The sequence below is a fragment of the Brevibacterium sp. SMBL_HHYL_HB1 genome (genome assembly GCF_018208375.1).
Taxonomy (GTDB): domain Bacteria; phylum Actinomycetota; class Actinomycetes; order Actinomycetales; family Brevibacteriaceae; genus Brevibacterium; species Brevibacterium intestinavium.
Genome location: NZ_CP062936.1, coordinates 3065650 through 3078643, shown reverse-complemented (window position 1 = coordinate 3078643; position 12994 = coordinate 3065650). Strand labels below are relative to the sequence as shown.

12 protein-coding genes are annotated in these 12994 nt (G+C 59.5%); 9 read left to right on the top strand and 3 right to left on the bottom strand.

Features of this window, described 5'->3' with window-relative positions:
- Positions 1-62: 62 nt before the first annotated feature.
- The 5 genes from IG171_RS14210 (at position 63) to IG171_RS14190 (ending at position 4500) form a co-directional block, all read left to right on the top strand.
- Positions 63-848, top strand: coding sequence for an acetoin reductase (locus IG171_RS14210; protein WP_101555668.1), 786 nt, complete (start codon positions 63-65; stop codon positions 846-848).
- 210 nt (positions 849-1058) lie between these two features.
- Positions 1059-2363 (top strand): FAD-dependent oxidoreductase, encoded by a 1305-nt coding sequence (locus IG171_RS14205; protein WP_212128038.1) that lies wholly within the window; start codon positions 1059-1061, stop codon positions 2361-2363.
- A gap of 73 nt (positions 2364-2436) precedes the next feature.
- On the top strand, positions 2437-3294 hold the full coding sequence (locus tag IG171_RS14200) for an ABC transporter permease (RefSeq protein ID WP_212128037.1): 858 nt from the start codon (positions 2437-2439) through the stop codon (positions 3292-3294).
- Positions 3287-4105 (top strand): ABC transporter ATP-binding protein, encoded by an 819-nt coding sequence (locus IG171_RS14195; RefSeq protein ID WP_212128036.1) that lies wholly within the window; start codon positions 3287-3289, stop codon positions 4103-4105. The genes IG171_RS14200 and IG171_RS14195 overlap by 8 nt, the downstream gene beginning before the upstream one ends.
- A gap of 50 nt (positions 4106-4155) precedes the next feature.
- The gene (locus IG171_RS14190; RefSeq protein WP_212128035.1) at positions 4156-4500 is read left to right on the top strand and encodes a hypothetical protein; all 345 of its coding nucleotides are present in this window, start codon (positions 4156-4158) and stop codon (positions 4498-4500) included.
- Positions 4501-4548: 48 nt separating this feature from the next.
- Here the strand turns inward: IG171_RS14190 and IG171_RS14185 are convergent, their stop codons facing one another.
- The 3 genes from IG171_RS14185 to IG171_RS14175 form a co-directional block, all read right to left on the bottom strand.
- Entirely contained in the window at positions 4549-6396 is a 1848-nt protein-coding gene (locus IG171_RS14185; protein ID WP_249203710.1) for an excinuclease ABC subunit UvrA, read from the bottom strand.
- On the bottom strand, positions 6393-7076 hold the full coding sequence (locus IG171_RS14180; protein WP_212128034.1) for a DDE-type integrase/transposase/recombinase: 684 nt from the start codon (positions 7074-7076) through the stop codon (positions 6393-6395). Before IG171_RS14180 ends, IG171_RS14185 begins: the two co-directional genes overlap by 4 nt.
- A gap of 71 nt (positions 7077-7147) precedes the next feature.
- The gene (locus IG171_RS14175; protein ID WP_212127466.1) at positions 7148-7588 is read right to left on the bottom strand and encodes a transposase; all 441 of its coding nucleotides are present in this window, start codon (positions 7586-7588) and stop codon (positions 7148-7150) included.
- A 310-nt stretch (positions 7589-7898) separates the two neighbouring features.
- Between IG171_RS14175 and IG171_RS14170 the strand changes: the two genes are divergently transcribed.
- From IG171_RS14170 to IG171_RS14155, 4 genes are all read left to right on the top strand, one after another.
- On the top strand, positions 7899-8849 hold the full coding sequence (locus IG171_RS14170) for a MaoC family dehydratase (protein WP_212128033.1): 951 nt from the start codon (positions 7899-7901) through the stop codon (positions 8847-8849).
- Positions 8850-8932: 83 nt separating this feature from the next.
- Positions 8933-10297 (top strand): MFS transporter, encoded by a 1365-nt coding sequence (locus tag IG171_RS14165; protein WP_212128032.1) that lies wholly within the window; start codon positions 8933-8935, stop codon positions 10295-10297.
- The gene (locus IG171_RS14160) at positions 10294-11280 is read left to right on the top strand and encodes a MaoC/PaaZ C-terminal domain-containing protein (protein WP_212128031.1); all 987 of its coding nucleotides are present in this window, start codon (positions 10294-10296) and stop codon (positions 11278-11280) included. The genes IG171_RS14165 and IG171_RS14160 overlap by 4 nt, the downstream gene beginning before the upstream one ends.
- 13 nt (positions 11281-11293) lie before the next feature.
- Positions 11294-12985 carry a thiamine pyrophosphate-binding protein gene (locus IG171_RS14155; protein WP_212128030.1) on the top strand — a complete coding sequence of 564 codons (1692 nt, stop codon included), beginning with the start codon at positions 11294-11296 and terminating at the stop codon, positions 12983-12985.
- The last annotated feature ends 9 nt before the right edge of the window (positions 12986-12994 follow it).

Genomic DNA, 12994 nt, shown 5'->3' with positions numbered 1-12994 from the left:
TTCAACCGCGTGAAGCGGAGTTACTGTTGAGCTGTCAACGATTAGGGAGGAAGTGACAGACCATGGCTGACAACAAAGCAGCCCTCGTCACAGGAGCCGGCCAGGGAATCGGTCGTGCCATTGCGCTCAAACTGGCAGCAGATGGATTCGACGTCGCAGTTGCCGACCTCGGGTTCCAAGAGGAGAAGGCTCGCGCGGTGGTCAAGGAGATCGAGGATCTCGGTCGCAGAGCAATCTGGGTCGCGGCCGATGTCTCCAAGCGCGATGAGGTGTTCGCCGCAGTCGACGCCACGGCCGAACAGCTCGGCAGCTTCGACGTCATCGCCAACAACGCCGGCATCGTGCAGGTTGAGCCGGTCGACAAGATCACGACGGAGAACCTCGAGAAGATCTTCAGCATCAACGTCTACTCCGTGATCTACGGCATCCAGGCCGCCTCGGCGAAGTTCGAGGAGCTGGGCAAGGACAAGGGCAAGATCATCTCCGCTGGTTCGATCGCCGGCATCAAGGGCTTCCCGATTCTCGGCGCCTACTCGGCGACGAAGTTCGCCGTGCGCGGCATCACCCAGGTGGCCGCCCAGGAACTGGCTCCACGCAACATCACCGTCAACTCCTGGGCACCCGGCATCGTCGGCACCGGCATGTGGGACACCATCGACGAGGAGATGGGCAAGCTCAACGGCAAGGCCAAGGGTGAGAACCTCAAGGACAATGTCGAAGGCATCGCCCTGGGCCGCATCGAGACCCCGGAAGACGTTGCCGGAGTCGTGTCCTTCTTCGCCTCCGACAACGCCGACTACGTCACCGGTCAGACCCTGCTGGTCGACGGCGGCATGCTCTACAACTGACCGCTCGCGCGGGCCAACTGGTTGCGCTCGCCGCACGGTGACCGTGCCGACCAGCGGCAATGGGAGCGACGCGGTGAGGTGCCCGGGGAGATCCCAATTCTCCCCGGGCACCATCCAGCCGTCCGCGATCGCGCGCCCCGCCACCATCCGCCGATCGCCCAACCATCCCTCGGCCAGCGAATGCCCGACCCGAGCACTAGCATGGGAGACATGAGCAAGCGGATCGTCATCATCGGTGCGGGTCTGGCCGGCACCACAGCGGCCAGGGAGTTCAACGAGCGCGGTCAGGCGGTCACCGTCATCGACCCGCAGGCAGGGGACACCTGCGAACGGCCGCCGCTGTCGAAGCACCTCTTCGACAATTCCCGCCACCACTTGCCCTACCACCTCGAGTCGACCGAGCACATCACCTTCGTCCGCGACTGGGCGGAGGAGATCACCCTCGCCGAGGCGGCCGCCGAGTCCCGCTACACCGCAGAGACCCAGCTCCACCCCCAACGGCTGACCGACGACCACGCGACCGTGGGCACCGTCCACCTGGCTTCGGGGGAGTCGATCGACTTCACCCACTGCATCCTCGCCACGGGGATGGAAGCCAACCGGCCGCAGATCCCGGAATACCCGGATGCGCTGCCGGTCTACGACTTCGGCGACGCCGAATGGATCCTCGCCCGGGTCGAAGAGGCCACACAGCCGCTCAACGTCGGAGTCCTCGGCTCCGGCTATCTCGGAATGGAGGTCGCCACCTCGGCGGTCGCGGCCGGGCACCGGGCCACGGTCTATCTGCGCGGAGGCGAACCGCTGCGCAAACAGCTGTCCGCGCCGGTCAGGCAGGCGCTGTTCGAAGCGCACAAGGCCGCAGGCGTCGAATTCGTCACCCACACGTCGAGCCCGGACGACATCGACGCAAATATTCACGATCTGTTCATCACCAGTGTCGGAGCCCGGCCCCGCCTCATTCCCATCGACGGCGATCGCCCCGCCGAGGCATGGGAGGTGAATGAGAGCTTGGCAACATCCCATCCCGGCATCTTCGCCGCCGGAGACTGCGCAATCGTCACCGCCGGACCCTACGCTCTCGACCATCCGTGGGCCTGCGAACCGGTGGCCGAAAGCCATGGGAAGTTCCTCGCCGAATACCTCACCACCATCGCCGACGAGCCCTCAGGCACCAGCGAGGACGCTCCCGCCGACAACCCGGCAGACACGGCGGCGAAGATCTGGTCGGAGGTGCCCTGGCACTGGAGTTTCCAAGGCCCTCTGAAGGTGTTCACGGCGGGCCTGACCAGCCCCGATGCCACCGACACGATCATCAGACACGACCCGAGCGGAGCCAAATTCCAGGTCTTCCACTTCGACGGCACCGCACCGGAGTCGAAGCTCATCGGCGTCGAGACATTCAACTGGCCGCCCATGCAGGCCGCCGCCCGTCGAGTACTCGGCGGTAACCACATCCCCACTCGGGCCCAGCTGGAGGACCCGGAATTCGACTTCAAGGCTCACAGCCGACTGTGAGTCTGCGCTAGTCTCATCACGTAGACTTTTCATCTGTTCTACCCCCAGTCGCCGACGAGAGAATCTTCTGTTCATGGATATGGCCAAGCTTGCTGCCGAGCACGGACTCGACAGAGTGGGTGGACGGCCGTCTTTGCCCCAGTACGTCAAACAGCTGATCAGCCGCAGCGACTTCACTTATACGCTGGCGAAGTATCGGATGCAGTCCGAGAACGAACGCAACCGCCTCGGCATGGCCTGGGTGTTGCTGCGTCCGTCGTTCTCGGCACTGATCTACGGCACGGTCTTCGGCGTCATCATGCAGGGAGCGACTGCTCGACCGCCGGACTTCGCGCCATTCGTCGTCATCGGCGTCTTCATCCTCGAATTCTTCAACACCTCGATGAACGGCGGCGCGAAGTCGATCATCTCGAATGCCTCACTCGTCCAATCCTTACCGTTCCCGCGCATTGTTCTGCCCATCGCCAAGGTGTTCCAGAACCTGCTCGACTTCATCCCCACGCTCCTTTTCATGGCGCTCATCGTCATCCTCTTCGGTGCGCGACCTGATTGGGATTGGTTCCTCTTCATCCCGCTGGTGTTCCTGTTCTGGGTCTTCAACCAAGGCGTGGCATTCATCTTCGCCCGTGCAACGGTCCACTTCCGAGACCTGTCGCAGGTCACCCCGTTCATCTCCCGAATGATCTTCTACACCTCGGGTGTCTTCTTCGACCTCAAGGTCATGGTCGACAAGATCAACCCGTCGCTGCAGCCGTTCGCCGATTGGCAGCCGATCAACAACGTGCTGTCCATCGCTCGCGGCATCCTCATGAAGGACGGAGTCGTTCCCTACGACTACTTCTGGCACCTGGCCATCTGGGCATTCGGCATCTTCATCATCGGCTTCGTGTTCTTCTGGCAGGCCGAGGAAAGGTTTGGTCGTGATGAGTGACGAGAATTCGTTCGACACCGGCAACCTCCCCGAGGTGACAAGGAACAACCCACCCGTAGTCGTCTGCGACAACGTCCACGTCCGCTACAAGACCCTGGCCACGGGCAAGAAGCTCAAGCTCGGCAGTAAGAACGTGATGGGGCGGAAGCGGGAGCTGCGAGAGGTTCACGCCCTCAAGGGCATCAGCTTCGTCGCTCACAAGAACGAATCGATCGGCATCATCGGCAGCAACGGCTCCGGCAAGTCCACGCTCATGCGGTCGATCACCGGGCTGACCCCGACCTCCGAGGGCGCGATCTATGCGACGTCACGGCCGAACCTCCTCGGTGTCGGTGCCGCACTGATTCCGGATCTCTCCGGTGCTCGCAACATCATTCTCGGATCCCTGGCTCTGGGGCTCACCCGTGACGAGGTCGACGAGAAGTTCGACGACATCGTCGAGTTCACCGGGCTCGAGGACTTCATCGACCTGCCGATGCGCACGTACTCCTCGGGTATGTCCCAGCGTCTGAAGTTCGCGATTGCGACCTCGGTGCAGCACGAGATCCTCATCGTCGACGAGGCGCTCAACGTCGGTGACAAGAAGTTCCGTGACCGTTCCGAAGGCCGTATCCGTGCCATCCGTGAGAACGCCGGTACCGTCTTCCTCGTCTCGCACTCGATGCGCACGATCAAGGACACGTGCAACCGTGCGCTGTGGATCGAGAAGGGCGAGCTGCTCGCCGACGGCCCGGCGCTCGAAGTGATTCGGAAGTACCAGGCTTTCACCAAGGCAGAGAAGGCGAAGGAAGCCGAGGAAGAGCCGGGCTGAGGCACCGCACCCCCTAGCCGAGTCACAGTTGTCTCGGTACATTCGGCGGCATGGACAACAGTTCACGTGAGCCGATCGAGTCACGCCGCATCAGTGATCAGCCTGCGCTGCGCAGTTCGTCAGGCACCATCTGGATCGTGGCAGGTGGGATCTTCCTCGTCGTCATTGCGGGTGTGCTCGCGGCGATCATCGTCTCCGGCAATACGGCGGTGCCCACAGCGATCACTACGATCGTCATAGCGGCAGTGCTCTACCTGATTCTGCTCACTGCCCGCTTCGCCTTGCGACCAGGCAGAGTTCGCCTGTGGGTCATGGCCGGAGCAATGATCGGAATGGCTGTTGCTTCGCTCATTGGACTCGTCCTCTGCGTGGGCGCTGCTGCGAGCGGAGCCTGAATCCGCTCAGGCTAGTTGGGAAGTGCGCTCGAGCCCCGGCTCCATTCGCTATCCGGCAGGCTCCGCCTCGGCCAAATGCCCCTTGAGGTACTCGCCGGTCACGCTGCCTGAGGCATTCGCGACTTGCTGCGGAGTTCCCGTCGCCACGATCTGACCGCCGTCCTGGCCTCCGCCGGGGCCGAGGTCGATGATCCAGTCCGCGTTCGCGATCATGTCGAGGTCATGCTCGATGACGAGCACCGTCCCACCTTGGTCGAGCAGCTGCTGGAAGACGCGCACGAGCACACGCACATCCTCGGGGTGCAGGCCCACCGTCGGTTCGTCGAAGACGAAGAGGGTGTGCTGCTGCGACTTCCCGAGTTCGGTGGCGAGCTTGAGCCGCTGCGCCTCACCACCGGACAGTGCCGGGGTCGCCTCGTGGAGGGTGAGGTATCCGAGCCCCACATCCTGCAGCGCCCGCAGCCGGGCGTGGACCTTACGCATCTCGGCGAGGTGGGGGAGCGCCTCGGCGACCGTCATCGCCAGCAGATCCGGCAACGACAGCGGCTGACCATCGGCATCCGAGCCACGGCGATACTCATCTGCGTCGGGACTGAAGCGGCGGTCTTCGCAGTCGGGGCAGGGGATGTGGACGTCGGGGAGGAACTGCACGTCGAGGGTGATCTCGCCGCTGCCTTCGCATTTCGGGCAGCGCAGCGAACCCGTGTTGTACGAGAAATCCCCGGCCTTGAGCCCGGCATCCTTCGCCGATTCGAGTCGGGCATACGCACGGCGGAGGTCGTCGAGGACCCCTGAATAGGTGGCCACGGTGGAGCGGACGTTGATGCCGATCGGGGTGGCATCGACGACGTTGACCCGATCGATCCCGTCGGCATCGATCTCACGCACATGCCCGGGCCGCGAACGCTCGTCGGCGGCCTTGAGCGCGGGGACAAGGCTGTCGAGGACGAGGGTGGTCTTGCCCGATCCGGACACTCCCGTAACGACGGTCAGCCGCTGCCGCGGGATCTCCGCGTCGAGAGCGTGGACCGTGTGGATCGGAGCGGTGCGCAGCTGGACCCGACCGTGATCGAGGGTCGCCGAGGCGGCCGCGGGGGTGCGTACGAGGGTTTCGGCCCGGCCGGTGAGGTAGGGGCCGATGCGGGACTCGGGATGACTGTCGAGGTCGGCGACGGTGCCGGTGGCCACGACCGTTCCACCGTCGCGTCCGGACCCGGGACCGATCTCGATGAGGTGGTCGGCTTCGCGGAGGACGAGCGGATCGTGGTCGACCATGACGACGGAATTGCCCTCGTCGAGCAGGTCGGTGATGACGCCCTGCAGGCCGGTGATATTCGAGGGGTGGAGGCCGATCGAGGGTTCGTCGAGGACGTAGAGGACTCCGGTGGTCTCGTTGCGAACCGCGCGGGAGAGCTGGACGCGTTGGCGTTCGTCGGTCGACAGGGTCGAACCGGCCCGGTCGAGGGCGAGGTAACCGAGTCCGAGGTCGAGCAGCCGGCGAGCCATGCCGAGCAGGGCATCGACCGACGATCGGGCCATGGACTGCATCGAGGTGGGGAGCCCGCCAGGAACGTCTTCGGCCCAATCGACGAGTTCGTCGAGGGTCATGGCGGTCGCCTCGGCGAGGTCGAGTTCGCCGAGGCGCGGTGCTCGAGCAGCGGGGGAGAGGCGGGTGCCTTCGCAGTCGGGGCAGACCTGTTCGGAGAGGAACCGGCTGACCCGGGCGAAGCGCTTCTCGTTGTCCGCGCGTTTGAGTTCCTCGGTCACGGTCAGGCGAGCGTTGCGGAAGGTGAAGTCGAGGTCGTGCAGCCCCTTCTTCGAGGTGACCGTGATGTGCTTCTTCTCTTCGGGACCGGTGAAGACGAACTGACTCCGGTTGAATACGAGCTTGTTCACCACAAGGCTGTCGCTCTGGCGGCATAAACCCCGGAGTCAACTAAACCGTCAGCAGTCCCGTCATTCGACACTCTGGGCCGGGAAAAGGACAGCTTGATCCCCAGCGACTGAGCGAACTGGACAGTCGTTGCCGCGCGCATGGGAGCCCCGTTATCGGCGTGTAGCACGGTCGGGTACTGCTGGTTAGTTGCCACAGCCTGATCGATCATGGTCTGAGCATGGACGGATTTCTCGGAAGTCTCGACCCGGTGGCCAACGATCTTGCGGGAGAAAACGTCCATGATGGCATAGAGGCGATAGATGACCTTGCCGGGACCGCGCAGCATCGTGATGTCCCAACTCCACAGTTGGTTCGGTGCGCAGGCAGCGTGGACCGGCTTAGGCCGTTTGGGCTGGTTACCACGGCGCTGGGCGCGACGGTCTCCGTTCTGCCCGTGTGCGGCCACCACTCGGTGAGCCGTCGACGCGGAGAATGGCACCTGCCCGGCATCGAGCATCCGCCAATACGCCTGGGTGACAGACAGGCTCTCATAGTCTTCAGAGTTCAACAGCGCCATGAACGCATCGGCCTCGGCGGTGGTGATCCGACTCGGGTAGTCGCGTTCCTTCTGCGGCACCTGCACCCCGGCCGGGACCGCCGGATTCTGGTGACGGTACCAACTCGTACGATGCACACCCATCAACTCGCAGGCCGCCGTGATCGACCAGCCGACCCTGATCAGATCGCCGATGAACCTGAACCCGATTGCCTTTACTGTGGCGGGCTCATCCAGTCCGGCCTGGTCGCCTCGACCTCGGGCAGCGTCGGGTCTGTCGCGGTCGCGCTCTTGGACATCGCTTCCAAGAGCGCGGACGCTTTTCCCAAGATATCGACCGCAGCTTCAGACTTGGCCAGTTTGGCCTTCAACGCTTCGTTCTCGGCCTGCAGCTGTGTGAGTTGCTTCTTCTCAGCGGCTTTGAGCTTGTTGTCACTGGGATTGCCATTCAACCGATCCGATCGCGAGGTCAGGCAACCATTTTCTCTGTCCACGAACCACTGATAGATCGTTCTGGGATTGACCCCGACAGTCCGAGCCAACTGGGCTTTAGAACCCATCTCGATACATTTGTCATATTCGTCCAGGATCTCGAGTTTCTGGGCCGTGGTGAAATGCCCGCGGCTCGAGGAACGGGACGGAACTTCAAAAGACATAACAGACTTCTCTCCCCGCCAATATTGTCAGATAACTGTCACAAGACAGCCTGACACAGAGGGGTGCCGAATACCTTCAATTGCGTTCTGCGTTTTCGGGCAATGGTTCGCGTAGCCGTTCGATCTGGACCACGACGAGCTTGGTCTTGCCCTGTCGCCAATGAGTACTTCCCTTATCGCATGCTGTTGTCAGGTAGTCGGCGATTAGGTCTGTTGACAGGCGTGTAGAGAATCCATACGATATGTCTAGTCGTCTAGATCTCGTGGTTTAGAGCTAGAAACTGTAACGGTTTACGTTGAAAGGAAGACGATGATGTCTTTGAAAGAAGCGCTATACGAACTAGTAGAGGTTCCCGAGCCGATGGGGCCTGTGGCACGTCTTGTGGACCGACAGTTTGTGCTCGATTACGCATACGCACAAGGTGATTTTTGTGATTGGTACTTCACGGACTCACCGTTCGGAGGCCCGGTCGGCCATCCCTTGGTGCTCGCTAACGAACTGCTGTTTCTGTTTTACGAGAAGTACGACGGAAACACTGCGCAGGGCCTTCATACCCACGAGCACCTCAGGTTCCACTCTCCGGTGCATATCGGTGAGCGGGTCAGCATCGAGGGCGGTTACACAGAGAAGTACGAGCGAAGGGGGCAGGGATACGTCACCCTGGAAGCTGAGGCGCGCGGAGAAGACGGTCGGTTGCTTGTCGAGCATCGAGGTCGAGAAATCATGCGCACAGTTGCTGGAGATGTTGTCGGCCAGGGTCGAGCGAACGGTGAGCTGCGTGATCGAACAGTTGTCGGGGAGGTTGATCCCAGGGCGAAAGTAATGACTCATGCGTATCACGGAGCTCCATATCGATCGCCGTTGCCAGTCAAAAGTGCAAAGTTTAGTCAGGACCAGATGGCTGTCTTCTCGTGGGCCGGTCGCGGATATGCAAATGTGCACACCAGCGTAGAAAAGGCGGCACTGGCGGGTCTGGATAGGACAATCGTCCAAGCGCAACAGCAGACTGGGCTGATTGTTTCGAACATGGTCGATCTATTTGGAGGCTCGTGGTTCACAACCGGTGAACTCGATCTCCGATTCATCTCTCCGGCATTTGTCAACGACACTTTGACGACTACTGGTGCGAGTTTGCGGGAGGTAGACGACCGGCTCGAGACAGAGGTGTGGGTGGAGAACCAGCACGGGCAGAAGACTGCCGTGGGGTGGGCCTCAGCCGAGATATCGGACGATCTGGCTCGACCCGCTTCCTTGATTTGAACAATTCGAAGAGGGCCTCAACGAGACCTCTTTTGATGCCGAGGCGAAAGATTCAAAAGAACGCATGACGAAGGAGTCTGCAAATGAAAGATCCAATAGCGACCCAGTCGTTTAAAGCTCCCGAAGGAAAAGCAAAGTTGGCCCGTCGCGCTGCGATAGCCAGCCTGGTGGGGACGGCAGTCGAATGGTACGACTATTTCATCTTCGGCACTGCCTCAGCGCTGGTGTTTGGTGAACTGTTCTTCCCAAATCCTGACAATCCAATTATCGGAACGCTATCGGCATTTGCGGTCTTCGGCGTAGGGTTCTTTGCTCGGCCATTGGGTGGAATCGTCTTTGGTCATTTCGGTGACAAGTTTGGTCGAAAGATTGCTCTAGTCACCACGTTGATGCTGATGGGTATTTCCACCTTTCTTATTGGTCTCCTTCCTTCGACCGAGCAGATCGGACTGATGGCACCTGTGCTTTTGGTCATTCTTCGCCTCCTGCAAGGTTTCGGTGTTGGAGGTGAGTGGGGTGGTGCTTCACTTGTTGCAGTGGAATATGCACCCGACGGCAAACGTGGGGCTTACGGAAGCTTCCCTCAAATCGGCAACGCGGTCGGACTGGTTTTTGCGACAAGCATTTTTGCTATAGTTTCACTGCTCCCGGACGAGCAGCTCATGAGCTGGGGCTGGAGAGTGCCATTCATGCTAAGTGCTGTTCTCATCGGTGTCGGTTTGTTCATCCGGATGAAGCTCACTGAAACACCAGCTTTCCAGGCTGCTCAGGCGCAGTTGGAAGAAAAGCAGCTCGAAGCCGAGGAAAAGGAGAAGATGCCGCTCTCCGAACTCGTGCGGAATTTCAAGAAGCCGTTGCTGCTCGCAATGGGAATGCGTTTCGGTGAAGCGGTATTTGGATACATCATTCTCACTATCGGATTGACATATGCGACGAACTATACGGATATCCCTCGAACGCATGTGCTCATCGCGTCGACAGTGGCTGCTGCATTAGCCGTCTATACCTATTACTTCTTTGGCAAACTCAGTGATCGGATTGGACGTCGAGCGGTCTTTATTATCGGTTCCGTGGTTGGGGCAGTTGTCTCCTTCCCCTTCTTCTGGATTCTCGATGCGGACAACATCGTTCTTATGTATGTCATTTACTCCGTTGCATACGCGATCGGTGTGGGTGCGGTTTATGGGGTTGAACCAGCTTTCTTCAGCGAACTGTTTGGTACGAAGGTTCGCTATACCGGGGTTTCTCTTGCAGCTCAGATTCCTTCGATGCTCATCGGACTCTGGCCCATGGCTTCGACGGCACTTCTGGCTTGGACCGGAGGAGATCCATGGCCGATTGCATTGATCACGGTGCTCTCGCTGATCCTTGGGCTGGTGTGTGCGTGGCTGGCGCCGGAAACCAGCAAATCGACATTGTCAGAATTAGGAGGAGACAAAACGAAATGACTGATGTCACCAGAGACCTAACTGATCCACGTCGTGCAGTTGTAGCTGACGACCTGGAAGCAGGACTCAAAGAGCCACTATTTGAAAATCTCGAAATACCAGAAAAGCTCGGCCCGGTCACGATTCGAGTTGATGACCATAAGATCAAACGGTATGCCTTTACACAAGACGACTACCATTCTTGGCATCTTGTAGAGAGTCCCTTTGATGGGAAGCGCATTGCACATGCATCACTGCTTGGCAATGACCTTGTTCAGCTCTTTACGACTGTCTATGCGGCTAGTCGTGTCGTTGGACTTCATACTGAAGAGCAACTGTGGTTTGACTCGCCTGCCTATCTCAATGAGAAAGTCACACTCCAGGGAACATACACCGAAGCCTATGAGCGTCGTGGGCAAGGTTATGTGGTTATGGAAGCCACCGCTACAGGCGAAGACGGCAGAAGCATTCTGCGCCATCGCGGTGTAGAAATTCTACGCACAGCACCTGCAAAGATTGCCGGGCGAGGTAGTACTTCTCCTTCGAAGCGAGTCACCGGTGAGGTCTCTGAGGATGCTCCCGAATTCACTCCGAACGCTCCTGCGTCCGGCCAAGTTCTTCCGCCCTTGACGAAGACTTTCACCACGGAGCAGGCCGCCGTGTTCTCGCGAGTTGGTGAATACGTCCGAAATATCCACAACGATCTAGGTATCGCTCGCGCCTATGGACTCAGGGTCCCCATTGTGCAGGGACAGCAGCAGTATGGGGCCATGGTTGAAGCTCTGACACGGGCCTTTGGTTCAGCGTTGTTCACCGGTGGACGGCTACGTGTGAAGTTTCTCAACACTGTTGATGTTCATGAGCCGGTAGAAATCCGAGGAAAAGTCACAGGCGTCACCCACGATCGAGTTGAGCTTGATGTGTGGGTTCGCAAGCAAGATGGCGCACTGAGCGCCGTTGGGTGGGCGGAGATGCCGCTGCCGAAACCAAACAATACTAAGTGAAAGAGAATTCTAAATGACTGAAGCTATCACCGGCGGGCAGCTGGTTGTGAAGATGCTTGAATCGCTCGGCGTTACCAAAGTTTTTGGTGTCGTTGGAGGACAGACACTGGCGATCACGGACGCGATCATTGACACGCCTTCGATCGAATTCGTGCACACGCGTCATGAGAACGCGGCGGCTGTGATGGCAGATGCCTACGGTCGTTTGACTGGTCAGCCTGCGGTTGCCATTTCCACTACAGGGCCCGGCGCGACCAATCTGCTCACTGGTGTGGGGGGTGCGTTTCGAGATTCAAGTCCTGCGATCATCATGACTTGCAACAACAATGGAGAGAACATCCACAAGGACGATGCTCAGAATGCGGATCATGTAGAGATCTTCAAACCATTCACCAAATTTGCTCGACTTGTCGCGCATGCTTCATCAGTCAAGCAAGCTATGGAAGAAGCGTATGTCAACGCTATGACGGGAAACCCCGGGCCAGTTCACCTTGACTTTGCGCGCGATACTATAGAACTGCCCGTTGAGAACCCTCCGGCGGTGCCGGATATTCACCCACTTCGCGACTGGGTCAAGTCCCGACCCGTCGCCGCGCCCTCGACGATATCCGAGGTTGCTGAACGAGTTCTGGCGGCGAAGAAACCTGTCATATGGGTAGGTAACGGTGGCAACAGGGCCGAAGCTTCCGGCGCAGTATTGGCGTTAGCCGAAGCGCTCAACTTACCTGTCATCACCACTTTCAACGGTATGGGAGCCGTGCCGACCACACACCCGCTGGTTTTCGGGGCTTTGAGCCGCATGGGCACCAACCTCACCACTCGAGTCGTGCAGGAGGCCGACCTCGTTCTGGCGCTCGGCAACAGCCTCAATGCGGTGTCAACGTCAAGGTGGCGACTTGATTTGCCCGACGTCATTCAAGTGGACATCGACCCTTCAATGATCGGTCGCTACTACGCCGAAGTCACAACTGGTGTCGTCGGCGATATTGCGGACTTTTCTCGTGACTTACTGGCAAACGTAGCCTCGAGGTCGGAGAACGCAAAACTCTCGCGCCAGACATGGATAGATGAATTGCAGAAAGCAGAAGCTGAATGGTGGGAGCTTTCGGCCGATCTCGAACCAGAAACTCCGGAGACCGTTTCGCCGGCCGTGGTCGTTCGAGCTCTGCGCGATGTTACTCCGGAAGATGCTGTTTTGATTCCGGATGCCGGCAACCCAGGAGTGTGGTCGTTTCTATGGGAAATGCCAGTTGCGTATCGCTACATCAAGCCAGTCGGGTTTGGAAATATGGGATTTGCGCTTCCCGCGGCTATCGCTTCGGTCGCAGCGGATCCTTCAATGCCTGTGCTTGCACTGATCGGAGATGGATCACTGGGAATGAGTCTAGGGGAGCTCGAAACTCTCAAACGCGTCGGAGGGACTGTGGTGATCATCGTGCTTAATGACTCAAGCTATGGCAACATCAGGCAAGAACAGGAGCTGCATTTCGACGGCCGAACGATAGGGGTTGACTTCTGCGGAGTCGATTTTGCTGCGGTCGCTGAAGGAATGGGCCTTGCGGCGCAAAGGGTGACCGAAGTGGACAAGCTTGTAGAAGCAGTCCGTGTCGGATTCACGGCGGGCGAACCGGTCGTCATCGATGTGGTGCTCGACAGGGCCGCCAACGCTTGGACCTACCCCGCATTCGTTCCATACGCCAACTGAGCTGTCTCT